Annotated in this window: 17 protein-coding genes; 5 read left to right on the top strand and 12 right to left on the bottom strand. The window is 71.7% G+C overall.

Annotated elements, in window-relative coordinates:
* Window positions 1-182: 182 nt before the first annotated feature.
* The 7 genes from REH65_RS21350 to REH65_RS21320 all read right to left on the bottom strand — a co-directional run bounded on the left by REH65_RS21350 (window position 183) and on the right by REH65_RS21320 (window position 7,389).
* Entirely contained in the window at window positions 183-1,694 is a 1,512-nt protein-coding gene (locus tag REH65_RS21350; RefSeq protein WP_406688818.1) for an amino acid permease, read from the bottom strand.
* Between the two features lie 135 nt (window positions 1,695-1,829).
* Window positions 1,830-2,753 (bottom strand): cation diffusion facilitator family transporter, encoded by a 924-nt coding sequence (locus REH65_RS21345; protein WP_406688817.1) that lies wholly within the window; start codon window positions 2,751-2,753, stop codon window positions 1,830-1,832.
* Window positions 2,754-2,853: 100 nt separating this feature from the next.
* Window positions 2,854-4,107 (bottom strand): mannose-6-phosphate isomerase, class I, encoded by a 1,254-nt coding sequence (gene manA / locus REH65_RS21340; protein WP_281458379.1) that lies wholly within the window; start codon window positions 4,105-4,107, stop codon window positions 2,854-2,856.
* A 109-nt stretch (window positions 4,108-4,216) separates the two neighbouring features.
* A complete protein-coding gene (locus REH65_RS21335) occupies window positions 4,217-5,296 on the bottom strand; it encodes an SIS domain-containing protein (RefSeq protein WP_281458380.1) in 1,080 nt (359 codons plus the stop codon).
* A gap of 7 nt (window positions 5,297-5,303) precedes the next feature.
* Window positions 5,304-5,519: a Trm112 family protein gene (locus REH65_RS21330; RefSeq protein ID WP_281458381.1), complete on the bottom strand. Its 216-nt coding sequence runs from the start codon at window positions 5,517-5,519 to the stop codon at window positions 5,304-5,306.
* Window positions 5,520-5,576: 57 nt separating this feature from the next.
* The gene (locus tag REH65_RS21325) at window positions 5,577-6,926 is read right to left on the bottom strand and encodes a phosphomannomutase/phosphoglucomutase (RefSeq protein ID WP_406688816.1); all 1,350 of its coding nucleotides are present in this window, start codon (window positions 6,924-6,926) and stop codon (window positions 5,577-5,579) included.
* 103 nt (window positions 6,927-7,029) lie between these two features.
* Window positions 7,030-7,389: a DUF3499 domain-containing protein gene (locus tag REH65_RS21320; RefSeq protein WP_093414646.1), complete on the bottom strand. Its 360-nt coding sequence runs from the start codon at window positions 7,387-7,389 to the stop codon at window positions 7,030-7,032.
* A gap of 205 nt (window positions 7,390-7,594) precedes the next feature.
* Here REH65_RS21320 and REH65_RS21315 point away from each other — a divergent pair, with 205 nt between their 5' ends.
* Window positions 7,595-8,068, top strand: coding sequence for a metallopeptidase family protein (locus REH65_RS21315; RefSeq protein WP_281458383.1), 474 nt, complete (start codon window positions 7,595-7,597; stop codon window positions 8,066-8,068).
* Here the strand turns inward: REH65_RS21315 and REH65_RS21310 are convergent.
* A complete protein-coding gene (locus REH65_RS21310; protein WP_406688815.1) occupies window positions 8,052-10,088 on the bottom strand; it encodes a hypothetical protein in 2,037 nt (678 codons plus the stop codon). The genes REH65_RS21315 and REH65_RS21310 overlap by 17 nt on opposite strands.
* A 194-nt stretch (window positions 10,089-10,282) precedes the next feature.
* Window positions 10,283-10,510 carry a WhiB family transcriptional regulator gene (locus REH65_RS21305; RefSeq protein WP_093414649.1) on the bottom strand — a complete coding sequence of 76 codons (228 nt, stop codon included), beginning with the start codon at window positions 10,508-10,510 and terminating at the stop codon, window positions 10,283-10,285.
* A 595-nt stretch (window positions 10,511-11,105) separates the two neighbouring features.
* Between REH65_RS21305 and REH65_RS21300 the strand changes: the two genes are divergently transcribed.
* The 4 genes from REH65_RS21300 (at window position 11,106) to REH65_RS21285 (ending at window position 14,864) form a co-directional block, all read left to right on the top strand.
* Entirely contained in the window at window positions 11,106-11,864 is a 759-nt protein-coding gene (locus REH65_RS21300) for a site-2 protease family protein (RefSeq protein ID WP_406688814.1), read from the top strand.
* 66 nt (window positions 11,865-11,930) lie between these two features.
* Entirely contained in the window at window positions 11,931-12,920 is a 990-nt protein-coding gene (gene cofD, locus REH65_RS21295; protein WP_281458386.1) for a 2-phospho-L-lactate transferase, read from the top strand.
* 70 nt (window positions 12,921-12,990) lie between these two features.
* Window positions 12,991-14,334 (top strand): coenzyme F420-0:L-glutamate ligase, encoded by a 1,344-nt coding sequence (locus REH65_RS21290; RefSeq protein ID WP_406688813.1) that lies wholly within the window; start codon window positions 12,991-12,993, stop codon window positions 14,332-14,334.
* Complete coding sequence (locus REH65_RS21285) at window positions 14,331-14,864, top strand: NUDIX hydrolase (RefSeq protein WP_406688812.1); 534 nt, start codon at window positions 14,331-14,333, stop codon at window positions 14,862-14,864. The genes REH65_RS21290 and REH65_RS21285 overlap by 4 nt, the downstream gene beginning before the upstream one ends.
* On the opposite strand, the gene REH65_RS21280 is transcribed toward REH65_RS21285, so the two are convergent.
* The 3 genes from REH65_RS21280 to REH65_RS21270 all read right to left on the bottom strand — a co-directional run bounded on the left by REH65_RS21280 (window position 14,856) and on the right by REH65_RS21270 (window position 17,563).
* The gene (locus tag REH65_RS21280) at window positions 14,856-15,149 is read right to left on the bottom strand and encodes a hypothetical protein (RefSeq protein ID WP_406688811.1); all 294 of its coding nucleotides are present in this window, start codon (window positions 15,147-15,149) and stop codon (window positions 14,856-14,858) included. The genes REH65_RS21285 and REH65_RS21280 overlap by 9 nt on opposite strands.
* Window positions 15,150-15,548: 399 nt before the next feature.
* Entirely contained in the window at window positions 15,549-16,457 is a 909-nt protein-coding gene (locus REH65_RS21275) for a DNA-3-methyladenine glycosylase family protein (protein WP_406688810.1), read from the bottom strand.
* 5 nt (window positions 16,458-16,462) lie between these two features.
* Window positions 16,463-17,563 carry a sugar phosphate nucleotidyltransferase gene (locus tag REH65_RS21270; protein WP_406688809.1) on the bottom strand — a complete coding sequence of 367 codons (1,101 nt, stop codon included), beginning with the start codon at window positions 17,561-17,563 and terminating at the stop codon, window positions 16,463-16,465.
* Window positions 17,564-17,584: the final 21 nt, after the last annotated feature.

Genomic DNA, 17,584 nt, shown 5'->3' with positions numbered 1-17,584 from the left:
CGGCGGTGCCGGGGTGGGTCACCAGTGGACGGTTTTAGCCATAATCACCCATGATCAATGTCCTTTTTGCCCGGACAATTATGGCTAAAACCGTCCACTGGTGACGCTCGGGCCCTCCGGGAGGACAACGAAAAGCGGCGCCGTCCCCGGGTGGGGACGGCGCCGCTTCTGCGTGGTGCGGGCTAGCCGGTGACCTGGCCGCCGTTGGCGACGTCGCCCTGCTTGCCCAGGCGCGAGTGCGACCGGCCGTACAGGAAGTAGATCACCACACCGGCGATCATCCAGACCACGAACCGGATCCAGGTCAGCGCCGTCAGGTTCAGCATCAGCCACAGGCAGGCGATGATCGCCAGGATCGGCACCAGCGGGACCAGCGGGGCCTTGAAGCCACGCGGCAGGTCCGGACGGGTCCGCCGCAGGACGATCACACCCAGCGACACCAGCACGAACGCGAACAGCGTGCCGACGTTGACCATCTCCTCCAGCTTGTCCGCCGGGAAGAAGGCCGCGGCCAGCACGACCACGATGCCGACCAGGATGGTGGCGCGGGCCGGAGTGCCCTTGCTGGAGGTCTTGGCCAGGGCACCGGGCATCAGACCGTCGCGCGACATCGCGAACAGCACGCGGGTCTGGCCCAGCAGCAGCACCATGACCACCGTGGTCAGACCGGCCAGCGCACCGACCGAGATGATCGCCGCCGCCCAGGTCACGCCGTGGATCGCGAAGGCGGTGGCCAGCGTGGAGCGGGTGCCGTCCTCGGCGGTGGCCAGGTCGGTGTAGGGCACCATGCCGGTGACGACCAGCGCGACCGCGACGTAGAGCACGGTCACGATGACCAGGCTGCCGATGATGCCGCGCGGGGCGCTCTTCTGCGGGTTCTTGGTCTCCTCCGCGGTGGTCGCGACGATGTCGAACCCGATGAACGCGAAGAACACCAGCGACGCACCGGCCAGCAGGCCGAACAGGCCGTAGTTGCTGGTCTCGCCGCCGAGGATCAGCGACAGCAGCGACTGCTCGATCGCAGGGCTGTCCTCCGTCGCGGCCTGCGCCGGCGGGATGAACGGCGTGTAGTTCGCGGCGTTGATGTAGGCGAGGCCGACCACGATCACCAGCAGCACGACGGCGACCTTGATGATGGTGATGACCAGCGACACCCGGGCGGACAGCTTCGTGCCGACCGCCAGCAGCGTGGACAGCACGGCCACCAGCAGCAGTGCGCCCCAGTCGAACTGGAGCGCCCCGAACTCGAACACGGTGGGCACGTTCAGCCCGATGAGCGCGAGGACCTCCTGCAGGTACACCGACCAGCCCTTGGAGACGGCCGCCGCGGCGACCGCGAACTCCAGGATCAGGTCCCAGCCGATGATCCAGGCGATGAACTCGCCGAAGGTGGCGTAGGAGTACGTGTAGGCGCTGCCGGCGACCGGCACCGTCGAGGCGAACTCGGCGTAGCACAGCGCGGCGAGGCCGCAGGCGATCGCGGAGAGCACGAAGGCCAACGACACCGAGGGCCCGGAGACGTCACCCGCCGTACGTGCCGCGAGCGTGAAGATACCGGCACCGATGACGACTGATACGCCGAAGACGATCAGATCCCAGGTGCCCAGATTTTTGCGTAGTTTGGTGTCCGGCTCGTCGGTGTCGAGAATGGATTGCTCTACCGACTTGGTACGCCACAGCCCAGTGCCTGGCACTGTCGCCTCCTCCATCAAGTCCCAAGTGTCGTGGGTGCACGCACCCTAACTCGCGCATGTCGCTCCGGGTAACGACCGACTAGTATTCGCCCTAGCTTTCGTTAACCCGTTGTGATGACAAGACGTTGTCTTGTGTCAGGCCGTGGTCATGCGGCCACGGTCGAGATCCGGTTCCAGGTAGATCAGGCGCGCTGCCGGAACCTTCGCTCGAATCCGCTGCTCTGCACCATCGATCTCGGCGGCGACATCCGCAACCGAGAGCGACGGGGCCAGGCCGATCTTCGCGGCGACCAGCAGCTCCTCCGGGCCCAGGTACTGGGTGCGGATGTGGATGACGCGCTCCACCCGCTCGGACTCGATCTGCCGGATGATGTCGTCGAGCACCTCGCGGCTCGCGCCCTCACCGATGAGCAGGCTCTTGGTCTCCACGATCAGCACCACCGCGATCACGCCCAGCAGCACGCCGATGCACACGGTGCCGATGCCGTCGAAGACCGGGTTGCCGGTGAGCACGGTCAGCCCGACGCCGCCGAGCGCGAGCACCAGGCCGATCAGCGCGCCGAAGTCCTCCAGCAGCACCACCGGCAGCTCCGGCGTCTTGGCCTGGCGGATGAACTGCCACCAGGTCAGCTTCCCCTTGATCTCGCGCGATTCCTTGATGGCGGTCCGGAAGCTGTAGGTCTCCAGGGCGATCGCGATGACCAGGATCAGCACCGCCACCCACGCCGACTGCAGCGGCTCGGGGTGCTCGATCTTGTGGATGCCCTCGTAGAGCGCGAACACCGAGCCCAGCGTGAACAGCATCAGCGCGACGACGAACGAGTAGAAGTACCGGTCGCGGCCGTAGCCGAAGGGATGTTCCTCGTCGGCCTTGCGCTGCGAGGTCTTCTGGCCGAGCAGCAGCAACCCCTGGTTGGAGGTGTCGGCCAGTGAGTGCACCGATTCCGCCAGCATCGACGACGAACCGGTGAACAGGAATCCGCCGAACTTGGCCACCGCGATTCCCGCGTTCGCGGCCAACGCGGCCAAGATGGCCTTGGTCCCGCCCCCTGCTGACACGATCTCCTCCAGGTCCTCCGGCTGCGATGACGGGAGGAATGTACCGGGTGCGCAGGGGAGGAATGGGACGACCGGGAAGATCGCCGACTTGAGATCGCTCTCAGAACGAGCCGGCGGCCGCCCGGAACACCTGGGCCTGCCCGTCGGGGTCCAGCTCGGCCGGGCGGACTTCGACCGCCGGGTCGCTGGCGGCCAACCACACCGAGTGGCCGCGCTGCAGCACCAGTTCCCGCGGCAGCGACCCGTTCTCGCGGTGACCGCTGGTCAACCGGACGCTTCCCTTGGTGCACAGCAGGATCTGCGGGCCCGGCGAGTCCAGGTGGACGGTGCCGGACTCGGCGGGCGTCCAGTCCAGCCTGGACAGCTCGAACTCGGCGGCCGGGGTGCGGTAGGCGGTGAGGTTGGCGTCGAGCGACTCGCCCTTGAGGACCCGCATGTCGCCGCAGGCGAAGTCCAGCACCTTCAGCAGCTCCGGCACGTCCACGTGCTTCGGGGTCAGCCCGCAGCGCAGGATGTTGTCGGAGTTGGCGAGGATCTCGATGCCGGTGCCGTGCAGGTACGCGTGCAGGTTGCCCGCGGGGAGGAAGATCGCCTCGCCGGGCTGCAGCACCAGCCGGTTGAGCAGCAGGCTCGCCAGCACGCCCGCGTCGTGCGGGTAGGCCTCGCCCAGCTCCAGCACCGTGCGGCACTCCAGGGCGAACTCGCCGCGCTCCTTGACGTGCGCGATGCAGGCTTCCAGCAGCTCCGGCAGCACGTCGCGCAGGTAGTGCTCGGGCAGCGTGATCCAGGTCGTGAACAGCGCCCGCAGCCCGTCGGCGTCGGGCTGGGCGGCGAGCAGCTCGCGGTGGGCGCGCAGGCTCGGCACGTCCAGCGCGTCCAGCAACCGGACCGTGCGCTGCGCCTCGCGGAACCCGGCCAGGGCGTGGAACTCGGTGAGCGCGCAGATCAGCTCGGGCTTGGCGGTGGGGTCCGGGTAGTTGCGGTCGGCGGCGTTGCGCGCGATGCCCGAGCTCTCCTCGCGGGCGAAGCCCTCGGCGGCCTGCTCGGCGGAGGGGTGCGCCTGCAGGCTCAGCGGCTCGTCGGCGGCCAGCACCTTCATCAGGAACGGCAGCCTGCCGCCCCAGCGGCGCACGCACTCGTCGCCGAGGTGGTGGGCGGGTTCGGAGTCCAGCAGCGACAGCAGCGAAACCTCGTCCCCGCCTGGGCGCAGGACCCGCGACGGGTCGCCGGGGTGAGCGCCCATCCACAGCTCTGCTTCCGGGTGCGGTGTGGGGACGGGCCGACCGAGCAGATCCGCGATTGCGGTGCGCGAACCCCACGCGTAGGGGCGCACCGCGTTGCGCAGTAGCTCCACAGTCGTTCTCGCTTCCTCGTTCTCGCGCTTGCTCGTCCGGCCAGCACACCCCGTCCGCGCAGCGCGCGGTATCGGGGGCTTCCCGGATTTTCGGTGCCGGGCCCGCGCCTCAGCTCATGGCCAGTGCGGGCCAGCCCGGGCCGTTGAGCGTGCCCGCGGCCAGGCCCAGGTAGACGGCGGCCAGGTCGAAGCGGGCGGCCAGGACCGCGGCGCGCAGCAGCGGGTCGGCGCGCACCGAGTCGCCCGGCGCGACCACGTCGGCACCGGGCAGGTCCCGCAGGGCGGACCGTTCCCCCACCTCCCCCTGCTCGTCGTGACGCGTGCTGATCAGCAGGACCCGCAGCGCCGCCCCGGTCTCGTCGTCGGGGTCGGCGAAGATGTCCGCCTCGGACCCGACGGAGGCCGCGGCGCGGTGCAGCCCGCGCTGCGCGACGGCCTGCCGGTACTCGGCGACGTGGCCGGGGACGCCCGCGTGCGCGCCGAGCGCGAACGCGGCGTGTCCGGCCACGGCGGCGGCGACCGGGCCCAGGCCCCACAGCAGCGGGGTGTGCTCGGCCATCCGCAGCGCCAGCGATTTGGCGGGGTTGCTCAGCGACTCGTGGCCGGGGTGGGCGCGCTCGGCTTCCTTGTCGAGCTCGTCGGCGAGCTCCTCGACGTCGAAGTCCAGCAGGCCGAGGGCCCGGAAGGTGGTGATGCCTGCGGCGAAGACGTAGGCGAACGCGAGCGCGGGCGGCACCGGAACCCTCGGGACCAGGACCTTCGCCCGCCCGGCGCCGGCGGCGGCCACGGGACCGTCGGAGGGAGCTGCGAGCACGACGCTGGCGCCCCGGCGGCAGGCGGTGGCCACGGACTCGGCGAGGGTGACATCACCGACGTCGTCGGTGTGGGCGAACACGACGTCGAGCGCGCCGACCCAGGACGGCAGCTCGTCGGCGACCACGACCGGGACCGGGCAGCGCGGTCCGGTCAGCGCGACCAGCAGCCGCGCCACGCTCACCGCGACGCCGGGCCTGGTCAGCAGCACGACCGCGCGGGGGCGGTCGTCGGCCAGGTCGTCGAGGCCGATCTCGGCCGCGGTCTCGGCGGTGGCGCGCACCTGCGCGCCGGAGAGCGCAGCCAGCCTCAGCAGACCGCCGGAGTCGGTGTCGGCCAGCCTGGCCGGGTCGTCGAGGAGGGTGTCGTCCAGCACCGGCGCCTCACCTCTTCTCGGCGCCGCCGGGAGATCCGCCCCCGACGGCCTCGTCCAGCAGCAGCACGGGGATGCCGTCGCGCACCGGGTAGCCGCGGCCGCAGGAGGTGCAGGTCAGGTAGTCGGCCTGCGCGTCGTCGGCCAGGCCGGGTCGCAGCGACCCGTGCTGCTCGCACGGGCAGGCCAGGATCTCCAGCAACTGCGCTTCCAGGTCAACGGCCACGTCTTCCTCCCCAAACTCGCGCGCTTCGGCGAGTGTCACTCGTGTCAGGACCGGCGGTCATCCGCGGATGACCGCGAGCACCTCGTCGCGCAGCGCGGTCATGGCCTCAGTGTCCCTCGCCTCGACGTTGAGCCGGAGCAGCGGTTCGGTGTTGGACGGGCGCAGGTTGAACCACGATCCGTCCGACAGCTCCACGGTAAGCCCGTCGAGCTCGTCGACAGAAGCGCCATTCCGGTCACCGAAGGTCTCGGCGACGGCCCGCATCCGGCCCTGCTGGTCGTCGACGGTGGAGTTGATCTCACCGCTGGCGGCGTAGCGGGAGTAGTCGGCCATGAGCTCGGACAGCGGCTTGTCCTGCTCGCCGAGGGCGGCCAGCACGTGCAGCGCGGCCAGCATCCCGGAGTCGGCGCGCCAGAAGTCGCGGAAGTAGTAGTGCGCGGAGTGCTCCCCGCCGAAGATCGCCCCGGTCTCGGCCATCGTCTGCTTGATGAACGAGTGACCGACGCGGGTGCGCACGGGCTTGCCGCCGAGCTCGGTGACGATCTCGGGCACGACCTTGGAGGTGATCAGGTTGTGGATGATCGTCCCGCCGGGTTCCTTGGCCAGCTCGCGGGAGGCGACCAGCGCGGTGATCGCGCTGGGGGTGACCGGCTCGGCGCGCTCGTCGACGACGAAGCAGCGGTCGGCGTCGCCGTCGAAGGCCAGGCCCGCGTCGGCGCCGACCTCGCGGACCTTCGCCTGCAGGTCGACGATGTTGGCCGGGTCCAGCGGGTTGGCCTCGTGGTTCGGGAACGAGCCGTCGAGCTCGAAGTACATCGGCACGAGTTCGACCGGCAGGTCGGCGAACACGGTGGGCACGGTGTGCCCGCCCATGCCGTTGCCCGCGTCGACGACGATCTTGAGCGAGCGGATGTCGCGCAGCTGGACCAGGTCGAGCAGGTAGGCCGAGTAGTCGGCGACCATGCCGCGCTCGCTGGTCGAGCCCTTCGCGCCGAGGAACTCGGGCACGCCGTGGGCGACGAGCTCCTGGATCTCCGACAGGCCGCTGTCCTGCCCGACCGGCGCGGCACCGGCGCGGCAGAGCTTGATGCCGTTGTACTTCGCGGGGTTGTGGCTGGCGGTGAACATCGCTCCCGGCAGCTCCAGCTTGCCGGAGGCGAAGTAGAGCATGTCGGTGCTGGCCAGCCCGATGTTGATGACGTCGACGCCCTGACCGGTGACGCCCTCGGCGAACGCCTGCGCCAGCCCCGGCGAGGAGTCGCGCATGTCGTGACCGATCACCACGGCCGGCCCACCGACCAGTCTGGTGAACGCCGCTCCGATCTCCCGCACCACGTCGGCGTCCAACCCGTCGCCGACCACCCCGCGGATGTCGTAAGCCTTGACGATCCCCGACAGGTCCCGCACGCTGCATCCTCCCCGTTCCCGACCAACGTGGTTGGCAGCCTACCGGCGATCGGCGGGTCGGTGGCAGCATCCGGTTTGACCAGAGCTGTTCGTCACGATCTGTTCACTCGTCGACGGGGTCGGGCAGCGCCCGCAGATGCCCCCGACGGCCGGGTCCCGGAGCGCTGACCTGCGGCTCCACCGGCCTGTCCGGTCTGCCCGCTTCGCGCACCGCCTCGGCGAGCGCGGTCAGGTCGTCGTCCGACGGGGTCGGCGGCGCGAACTCGCCTTCGTGCCGGACGACCTCCCAGCCGTTGGGGACGGTCAGGCGCAGCGCGTGCGCCTCGCACAGGTCGTAGCTGTGCGGTTCGGCGTAGGTGGCGAGCGGGCCCACGACCGCGGTCGAGTCCGCATAGGCATAAGTGAGCGTGGCGACGGCCGGGTTGACACACCCGGTCCGCGAGCACCGCCTCACGCTCCGCACGACACGCACGATAGCGCCTCCTGTCCACCTCGCGGCGCAGGCACGCGGAATCTCTTTCACGAGCCACGCCGAACACCAGTTTCCACCCTGCCTCCAGCCGACTCGATCGGGTGTCCGCTTCCGGCGAACAGATGCACTCGATCACCACCTGAAATCCCCGCGGCGGCTGTCCCGGCCGGGCACGCCGAGGGCGTACCCTCAGCCCGTGGTGACCGCACGTGGATCTCGGCGTCGAACCCGCTTCCGGCGGGATCGGCGCGGTCGTGGCCTGCGCGGACCGCTGTACCCCTCGTCGGTCCCGGTCTCGCGCAGCCGCTCGCAACGCTTCGACGCGCTGGTGCTGGAGGCGCTGGAACCGATCGAGCAGCGCTGGCACGCCGAACTGACCCAGCTCGACGTCGCCGTCGACGAGGTGCCGGAGATCAGCGACACGGCTCCGGAGAAGGTGGCCTGGGACGACGACGTCGTGGTCGACGCCAACGTCCCGCTGGCCCGGCTCGTCCCGGCCGGGGTGGACAGGCGCGGCCTGCCCACCCGCGCGCGCATCGTGCTCTACCGCAGGCCGCTGGAGGCCCGCGCCCGCGACGGCACGGACATGGCAGACCTGCTCCACGACGTCCTCGTCGAGCAGGTCGCCACCTACCTCGGCCTGGACCCGGACGTCATCGAAGGCCAGTGAGCGCTCGGCGTCGGCGGCCCGGGATGGCGGCGATGATCGTGAACAGGACGACCGCGGCCTGGACCACCAGCAGCGTGGTGCGGGGCAGCTCGGTGTAGCCGACCTGGACCTCCGCGGCCTGCTCGGGCAGCGGCACCGCGACCTGGTGGCCCCAGGCGGTGGCCAGCGGGAGGCGCTTGCCGTTGACCGCGGCGTACCAGCCGGGCTCGTTCTCCGCGCCGAGCACCAGCGCGCGCCCGGTGCCGCCCTCGGAGATCCGCACGGTGAACGAGGGCAGCTGGGCGTCGACCGGCAGCGGGCGGGCCTCGGGCGCCGGGCCGGGTTCGGTCTGGGCCTGCCGGGCGAGGTCGGGGCCGACGAGCTTGACCGGCGTCGCCGGGATCAGCAGCCGCAGCTCGCGGGTGGGGCCGGTGAGCGCGCCGTCGTCGACGACCATGTCGTGGGCGAGCTCGGCCAGCCGCGAGCCGGCCGGGACGATCACGTGCTCCGCACCCCTGGCCGCGACCGCGGCCAGCGCCCGGCGCACCCGCGCGCTGTCGTCGCTGAGCAGGTCCTCGTCGACCTGGCGCAGCCAGTCGGCGGCGGTGCCCGCCGGGGCGAGGTCGTCGTCGCCGAAGCGCGGGCCGTCGCCGGTGATCAGGCGGGCGGGTTGCGGTCCGGGCTCCAGCACCAGCCGGGTTCCGGTCTCGGGCTCGGCCTGGTGGATCCGCAGCGGGCCGGAGGCGGTGCCGATCGCCGAGCCCGCGCCCAGCACCAGCAGACCCGCGGCCAGCACCGGCGCGGTGATCTTCCAGCTCAGCCGGGGGACCTCGGCGACCAGCACGATCCAGGCGCAGCCCGCGGCGACCAGCACCAGCGGTCCGCCGGTCCAGCCGGGGCTCGCGACGCCGCCGGTGAGCGGTTCGGCGGACACGGTGCCGACGACGATCGCCACCAGCCAGCCGAGCAGCGCGACGCCGATGCCGGCGAGCATCCGGACGTCGAAGCAGACCGCCAGCGCGAGGATCGCGGCCAGCACCAGCAGCGCGCCGAGAACCCCGGCGAGCGAGGCGTCCGGGCTGAGCACCGCCATCAGCACGGACGCGGGCTGCTCGACGACTCGGGCGCCGAGGCCGTGCACCAGGATCTCGGGGTGCCCGAGCAGCACCGAGGGCCACGGCAGCAGGCACGCGACCGGCAGCAGGACGAGCGCGACGAGCCCGGCGGCCCTGCGGCGTCCGCGCAGCCCGTTGCCGGGGACGAGGACGTGGGCGAGCAGCGCGAGCGCGATCAGCGACAGGTGCACCAGCGGCGCGAAGGCGCCGAGGACGGCGAGACCGAGCGCGGTGAGGCAGGCGGTGCCGAGCCACTGACCGTCGGAGCGGCGGATGACCGCGGTGATGCCGGCCAGCAGCGGCGGGACGAGGACGTGCGCGACGACGACGTCGAGCCGCCCCTCGCCCGCGGAGATCGCGGCGGCGGGCAGCAGCGCGTAGGCGCCGGCGACCAGGGCGCGGCGCAGCGGTGTCGCCAGGGAGCGGGTGGCGAGGTAGGCGCTGAGCCCGGCGAGCGGGACGCCGAACAGCAGCAGCGCCGAGACCACCACCGACGGTCCACCCAGGACGGACCCGAGCAGCGCCAGCACGGCCAGCGACGGCGACGCGGGCGCCCCGGTCCCACCGCCGACGGCGTGCCAGGCGTTGAGGTAGTCACCCCAGGTGGTGGCCAGATCCGCGGTCGGCAGCAGCCGCCCGCCGGCCAGCGCACCACCGAGACGACCGGTGACGAGCGCGGTCACGAGCGCGAAAACGACCAGCACGGCGACCATCGCGGTCCCCGGTGAGCGCAGCGCGGCCGCGGCCCGCGAGCCGAGCGAGGCTGCGCGCGGTTCCGGCGCGTCCCCGGGTTCGGGTGTCGCGGACTCGGGCGGCCCGGACTCACGTGGCGCCGGTGTCGGCTGACCGGTCCGACCGCTTCGCTGAAAGGAGTTGCGGTGCAGCAGTTTCAAGCCCCGCAACCGCGACTTCGACGGCTCGTCCACCCGCGCTGGTCCTCCCGCTCGTCCGAACCCCTACGGCCCGAACGGTAATGCACGCGAGAGACCCGGCGGCGGGGGTGCGATGTCCTGATCCCTGTTCGGGACCGAGGACGCCGCGATGGCACGCACCGGGAGCGGCGCCCGGAGTCAGCGGAGCGCTGAGGTTCCGCTGCTCGCACCGCCGCGCAAGAAGTCAGTCAGACCGCGCGGCGCTTGAGCTTGCGGCGTTCGCGTTCCGAGAGCCCGCCCCAGATGCCGAAGCGCTCGTCGTGCTGCAGCGCGTATTCCAGGCATTCCGAACGGACTTCGCAGCCGGAGCAGATGCGCTTGGCTTCGCGCGTGGATCCGCCCTTCTCCGGGAAGAAGGCCTCCGGATCGGTTTGCGCGCACAGCGCGCGCTCCTGCCACTCCTGTTCCTCTTCCATCTCGAAGAGCTCGGCGAGCGCGTCGAACTCCGCGACCGTGGCGGTGGCGGTGGCATCCCCGCGCTCCACGAGACGGCTATCTCCTGATTCCCACATGACTCCCCCGATTTCTCCCCGTTATCCCACCGGTCCTCCCCAGGACCGGAACAGGACGCACTCCTGCTCGCAGGTTTCCGGTCCCGCCAGCGGGACCGGACGCATCGACGGCGGTGCCGTCGCCGACCGCTCACCCCGTCGCCCTCTCACTGCCGACGAAGTGCCGGTCGACCTCGTGCCCGGCCGGGTTCTCCCGCACCCGGCCGACCGCCGCCGCGACCACCTGCCGCAGCGAGGCGTTCGATTTCAGCAGCGAATGACACTGCTGTGATTACACCCGTGTAGCTCCTTGCGGTCAAGCCGGGACCATCCGTAGGGGGATATCCGGATCTTCGGATTCCCAGGTCCGGCAGCGCCAATCGGTCCAGCGCGTTCGGCACAGGTCCTGTGCTCCGTACGGCGCATCGCGCTGCGCCAAGATCATTAATATCACCCGCCGACGATCAGCGCGCGCTGAATCCGATCAACACGCCAGCGGCGAGTCGTGGAGACTTGGGTCGTGACTACCTCCGCCGTGCGGGTCAGCCCGCTGTTCCTCGGCATCGTCGCGGTCACCGCTCTCGGCGGCGTGCTGACGACGCTCACCAACACCGCGGCCCTGACCGGCGGGATCATCCTGCTGGTCCTGGGCGGCTGGGCGGCGTCGCTGTGCCTGCACGAGTTCGGGCACGCGGCGACGGCCTACCGGGGCGGTGACTGGTCGGTGCGCTCGAAGGGCTACCTGACGCTGGACCCGCGCCGCTACACCGATCCAGTGCTGAGCATCATCCTGCCGCTGATCTTCGTTGCGATCGGCGGCATCCCGCTGCCCGGCGGCGCGGTGTGGATCAACCACGGGGCGCTGCGGGGACGTCGCGTGGAGTCGATGGTCTCGCTCGCGGGACCGCTGACGAACCTGGTGCTGGGGCTGGTCCTGACGACGGTCGTCGCGCTGGTCCCGATGCCGCTCGGGCTCACGGCGGGACTGTCGTACCTGGCGTTCCTGCAGGTGATCGCGTTCGTGCTGAACATCCTGCCGGTGCCCGGCCTCGACGGGTACGGCGCGATCGAGCCGTGGTTGTCCGCGCCCGCGCGCCGGTTCGGCGAGAAGGCCCGCCCGTGGGCGCCGCTGGTGCTGTTCGTGCTGCTGATCGGCGTGCCGATGGTGGGCCGGTGGTTCTTCGAGCTCGCCTACTTCGTGTTCGACCTGGTCGGCGGCGACTCGGCGATGACCTCGCTGGGCCAGAGCCTGTTCCGGAGCGTCTTCGGCGGCATCTGAGTCCGCTGACCGGGAGCGTCCGGGTTCACACCTGCCGCGTCGTGCGGGCGTGCGAGGATCGGTGGTGTGAAGGTCGTAGTTCTGGTCGGCGGCGTCGGTGGCGCCCGTTTCCTGCTCGGGGTCAAGAGAGCGCTCGGGCTGCCCGCGATCGGCGAGGCGGAGAGTTCCGAGCACGAGGTCACCGCGGTGGTCAACGTGGGCGACGACGTGTGGATGCACGGGTTGCGGGTCTGCCCGGACCTCGACACCTGCATGTACACGCTCGCCGACGGCATCGACACCGAGAAGGGCTGGGGCCGGGTCGACGAGACCTGGTCGGTCAAGGAGGAGCTCGCGGCCTACGGCGCCGAGCCGACCTGGTTCGGCCTGGGCGACCGCGACATCGCCACCCACCTGGTGCGGTCCCGGATGCTGCGGGCGGGTTACTCGCTGTCGGCGGTGACCGAGGCGCTGTGCGACCGCTGGCGGCCGGGGGTGCGGCTGCTGCCGGTGACCGACGACCGCGTCGAGACGCACGTGGCGATCGACGACCCGGAGTCCGGCGAGAGCCGCGCGGTGCACTTCCAGGAGTGGTGGGTGCGCTACCGCGCCGAGCCGAAGGCGCGCGCGATCGTGCCGGTCGGCGCCGACGAGGCGAAGCCGACCCCCGAGGTGCTGGACGCGATCGCGCAGGCCGACGTGGTGCTGCTGGCCCCGTCGAACCCGGTGGTGAGCATCGGAACGCTGCTGGCGGTGCCCGGTTTCCGCTCGGCGCTGCGGGAGACGGAGGCCGCCGTGGTCGGGTTGTCGCCGATCATCGGCGACAAGCCGCTGCGCGGGATGGCCGACGCGTGCCTGAGCGCGATCGGCGTGGAGACCTCCGCGGAGGCCGTCGGCCGCCACTACGGCGCGCGCGGCGACGCCGAGGGGATCCTGGACGGCTGGCTGGTGCACAGCGACGAGACCGCCGAGGTGCCCGGTGTGGAGGTGCGCTCGGTGCCGCTGCTGATGTCCGATGTGGACGCCACCGCGGCGATGGCCCGGGCGGCGTTCGACCTGGGCTCGGAGGCGTCATGAACGGCACTCGGCTCGCCCGCGCTCATGATCGCCGACGGGGTGCGGGTGTCCCGCGGGCTGGAGCGGAGCGATGAGGGACCACGCTGCCGCTGCGGGTCTGCAGCTGTTCGCGGTGCCGGGGTTGCCGGAGTTCGTCGAGGGGGACGACCTGGCGGCGTCGATCGCGGCGGCCGCACCGTGGTTGAGCGATGGTGACGTGCTGGTGGTGACCAGCAAGATCGTGTCCAAGGCCGAGGGCCGGATGGTCACCGCGCCCGAGGACCCCGAGCAGCGGGACGCGCTGCGCCGGGAGCTGGTGCTCTCCGAGGCCATCTCGGTGCTGGCCCGCAAGGGCCGGACGCTGATCACGCAGAACAAGCTCGGCATCGTGCAGGCGGCGTCCGGGGTGGACGCCTCGAACGTCGCGCAGGACCAGATCGCGCTGCTGCCGGAGGACCCGGACGCGTCCGCGCGGCGGTTGCGGGACGGCATCGCCGAGCGGCTGGGCGTGCGGGTCGCCGTGGTGGTGACCGACACGATGGGCCGGGCTTGGCGGGTCGGCCAGACCGACGCGGCCATCGGCTCGGCCGGTCTCGCGGTGCTGCACCGCTACGCCGGCAGCACGGACGCGCAGGGCAACGAGCTCGCGGTCACCGAGGTCGCGATCGCCGACGAGATCGCCGCGGCCGCGGACCTGGTCAAGGGCAAGCTCGGCGGCGTCCCGGTCGCCGTGCTGCGCGGTCTGACCACTGTGGACGATTCGTCGACGGCGCGGGACCTGGCCCGGCCGGTCGAGGAGGACCTGTTCCACCTCGGAACGGCGGAGGCCGTCGCGCAGGGCCGCCGGGAAGCGGTGCTGGTGCGCCGGTCGGTGCGCGAGTTCGCCGACACCCCGGTGGACGAGGACGCGGTGCGCCGCGCGGTCGGCGCGGCGCTGACCGCACCGGCCCCGCACCACACGCGCCCGGTGCGGTTCGTGTGGCTGCGCGACCGCGCGCTGCGGATCAAGCTGCTCGACGCTATGCGCACGGCGTGGCTGGAGGACCTGCGCGCCGACGGCCTGTCCGAGCAGGCCGCGCAGCGCCGCGTCACCCGCGGCAACCTGCTCTACGCCGCCCCCGAGGTGGTGCTGCCGTTCCTGGTTCGCGACGGCGCCCACGACTACCCGGACGCGGCCCGCTCGGACGCCGAGCGGCAGATGTTCACCGTCGCCGGGGGCGCCGCGGTGCAGGGACTGCTGGTGTCGCTGGCCGCCGAGGAGCTCGGCTCGTGCTGGGTGTCCTCGACGCTGTTCTGCCCGGACGTGGTCCGCTCGGCCCTGGACCTGCCGGTGAACTGGGAACCTCTCGGCGCGGTCGCCGTCGGCCACCCGGCCACCCCGGCCGAGGGCCCGCGACCCCCGCGCGACCTCGACGACGGATTGGTGGAGCTGTGAGCGGACCGCACGCCGACGCGACCCGGGTGCTGGGCGAATGGCGCCCGGCCGATCCGCAACAGGAGGCGCTGCGCCAGGCGTTCCTCACGCTGCTCGACGCCCGCGACGACGCCTGCCTGCGCGCTTGCGAACCCGGCCACGTCACGGCTTCGGCGGTGCTGCTGGACTCGGCGGGCGACAACGTGCTGCTCACCCTGCACCCGCGGGTCGGCCGGTGGCTGCAGCTGGGCGGGCACTGCGAACCCGAGGACGACACCCTCGCGGGTGCAGCGCTGCGCGAGGCGACCGAGGAGTCCGGGATGACGGGCCTGGTCGTGGATCCGGAGCCGGTGCACCTCGACGTCCACCCGATCACCTGCTCGCTGGGCAAGCCCACCCGCCACTTCGACGTGCGCTACGTCGTCCGCGCCCCGGACGGCGCCGAACCCACCCGCAGCGACGAGTCCCTCGACCTGCGCTGGTGGCCCCTGACGACCCCGCCGGAGAACACCGACCTGGGCCCGCTGCTCACCGCGGCGTCCTCAGGCTGACCGGTTGAAGACGGCGTCTTCGAGGCGCTTCAGCCGCGCTTCGACGCCGTTCGGCTCGGTGCGCGCGAGCTCGGACTCGATCAGTCCCCTGATCCAGGCCGTCGTCTTCACGTCCTCGGCCGCAGCCCGGTCGCGGACCTGATCCAGCAACGATTTCGGCAGCCGCAACGACGTGGTGATCATCGGGTCGGGTTCCGGGGGCTCTTCCACCCAATGCCCCGACTCCATGACCTCCGACATGTCGTGGCTGTCGTAGTACTCAGCGATCTTGTCCAGCTTCGTCATGTGATTCACCTTCCCTTACGCCGGAAGGTTCGGCGTTCTCTGAGTGTCATCTCGCGCGCAGTCACGACGTACCAACGTCCGTCCGCTCCCCCCGCCAGCACGACCAGCAGGTACCTGCCGGAATGAGTACGACCGAAGAGCATGGTCGTGTGGCCTGGCCCGCGCACTGCCCACAGCGGCCTGCTACCGACCACTTCCTCGGCTTCGCTCGGGTGGACGCAATGCCGAGCGATGTGGTCCTCAGACTGTTCGGTCCAACAAATCTCACGCACGGCCAGAGTAGAACACGACGCATTGCTTTGCAATGCGAATCTGGGTTCGATTCGCTCGGCAGGATGGCCCGGACCGCCACTGAAGCGGGACCGAACCGGACCCGATCACTTTGCGTGATCAGCGAGATCAGAACGCGCGGTAGTCGCGGGCTGGGAGGCGTGGGGCGTGGCGGGGGCGGTTGACCCCTGCTGCGGCGAGGTAGCGGACCGCGCGGTGGCGGTGGCCCTCGTAGGGGCTGAGCGCGTCGAGCATCCCCTCGTCGTCGAGGGGGTGGCCGACCAGGGCGGTGCCGACGATCGTGGGCAGGTGGAAGTCGCCGACGCTGACCGCGTCGGGGTCGCCCCAGGCGCGCTGCGCGACCTCGGCCGCCGTCCACGGGCCGATGCCGGGGATCTTCCGCAGCAGGTTCCGCCCCTCCTCGCCGCGCAGGACGACCGCCTTCTCCAGGCTGCGCGCCGACGAGGCCGCTGCGAGCAGGGTGCGGCGGCGTGCCCCGTCGATGCCGGCGCGGTGCCACTCCCAGTCGCGGATCTGCCGGACCTGCTGCGGGTCGGGCACCGTCCACAGCTCCGCCACCGGCCCCGGCGCGGGATGGCCGAAGCGGCGGCACAGCTCCCGCCACGAGCGCCACGCCTCCCGGTTGGTGACCTTCTGCTCCAGGATCGCGGCGACGAGCACGTCCCACACCCGGCCCGACGCGCACAGCCGCAGGCCGTTCGCGGCCTTCACCCCGCGCGTGACCACGTCGTGGGCGGGTTCGAAGCCGCTGGCGTCGTCGGAGGCGCCGAGCAGGTCGGGCACCCCCTCCAGCACCGCTTCGGCTCCCGGCCCCCAGGCGGATGCGCGAACGGTTCCCCCGCTCGCCCGCCGCAGGCGCAGGGTCGCCGGGCCGAGGGAGGTGGTGCTGGCCCACCACAGCGCGTCCGGCTCGACGCGGGTCGTCGGGTCGCCGCTGCCGCGTCGCAGCGGCGCGAGGACCCGGACCAGGTCGAGCGGGTAGTCGTGGTGCCAGTCACGGGTGAGGGGTTCGTTCATGCTGCTCAATCCGCCGAGAACCGTACTCCGTTCGGCGGCAGCTCGACGCCGGGCCAGATCCGGATCCCGTCCACCAGCTCGCACCCGGCCCCGATGACCGCGGCGTCACCGACCACGGCGTCCCGCAGCACCGCCCCGGCCCCGATCCGGGCCCCGGTCCCCACCACGCTGCGCTCCACGACCGCGCCGGGCTCGACCGTCACGCCCTCGAAGAGCACCGAGCCGCTGACCTGAGCATGGGAACCTATCTCGCACTGCGCGCCCACGGTGCTGCCGCCGTCGACCACCGCGCCATCGGCGACCGTCGCGCCGCCGAGCACCAGGGCCCGCCCGGTGGGGCCGGGCAGTGCGGCGGAGGGCGCGTTGCCCTGGACCAGGTCCGCGCTGCCGCGCACGAACGCGGCGGGAGTTCCCATGTCCAGCCAGTACGACGCGTCGATGTAGCCCTGCACGCGCGCGCCCTCGGCCAGCAGTCCCGGGAACGTCTCTCGCTCGACCGAGACGGGACGACCGGAGGGGATCCTTTCGATCACCTCTCTCCGGAACACGTAGCAACCCGCGTTGATCTGGTCGACCGGCGGATCGTCGGTCTTCTCCAGGAAGTCGGTGACCCGCCCGTCGCCGTCGGTGGGCACGCAGCCGAAGCGGCGCGGATCGTCGACCTTCACCAGGTGCAGGGTGACGTCGGCGGAGGTCTCGCGGTGGGTGTCGAGGAGTTCGCCGAGGTCGACGCCGGAGAGGATGTCGCCGTTGAACACCAGCACGTCGTCGGCGCTGAGCCGGTCGGCGACGTTGCGGATCGCGCCCGCGGTGTCCAGCGGTTCGGACTCCACCACGTACTCGATGCGCAGACCGAGATCGGAACCGTCACCGAAGTGCTCCTCGAAGACCTCCGCCTTGTAGGAGGTGCCGAGCACCACGTGCTCGATGCCGAGGGCGCGGATGCGCGAGAGCAGGTGCGCCAGGAACGGCACCCCGGCGGTCGGCAACATCGGTTTCGGTGCCGACAGGGTCAGAGGCCGGAGCCGGACCCCCCGACCGCCCACCAGCACGACCGCTTCCGCCTTCGGGCGCGGTTCGGCCGGGGTCTGCGCATCCGCGGACATCGGCGTCGTCCTCCTCTACCT

Origin of the sequence: Saccharopolyspora sp. ID03-671, assembly GCF_045278815.1 — a bacterium.
GTDB lineage: Bacteria > Actinomycetota > Actinomycetes > Mycobacteriales > Pseudonocardiaceae > Saccharopolyspora > Saccharopolyspora ipomoeae.
Note: the sequence above shows the minus strand (reverse complement) of the source record. Positions and strands in the feature narration are given on the sequence as shown.

Excerpts from the sequence above, each read along its gene's own strand:
- REH65_RS21305 (WP_093414649.1), bottom strand. The coding sequence starts at position 10,510 with ATGGAAGAGGAACAGGAGTGGCAGGAGCGCGCGCTGTGCGCGCAAACC.
- REH65_RS21290 (WP_406688813.1), top strand. The coding sequence starts at position 12,991 with ATGAGGGACCACGCTGCCGCTGCGGGTCTGCAGCTGTTCGCGGTGCCG.
- REH65_RS21280 (WP_406688811.1), bottom strand. The coding sequence starts at position 15,149 with ATGACGAAGCTGGACAAGATCGCTGAGTACTACGACAGCCACGACATG.
- REH65_RS21275 (WP_406688810.1), bottom strand. The coding sequence starts at position 16,457 with ATGAACGAACCCCTCACCCGTGACTGGCACCACGACTACCCGCTCGAC.
- REH65_RS21270 (WP_406688809.1), bottom strand. The coding sequence starts at position 17,563 with ATGTCCGCGGATGCGCAGACCCCGGCCGAACCGCGCCCGAAGGCGGAA.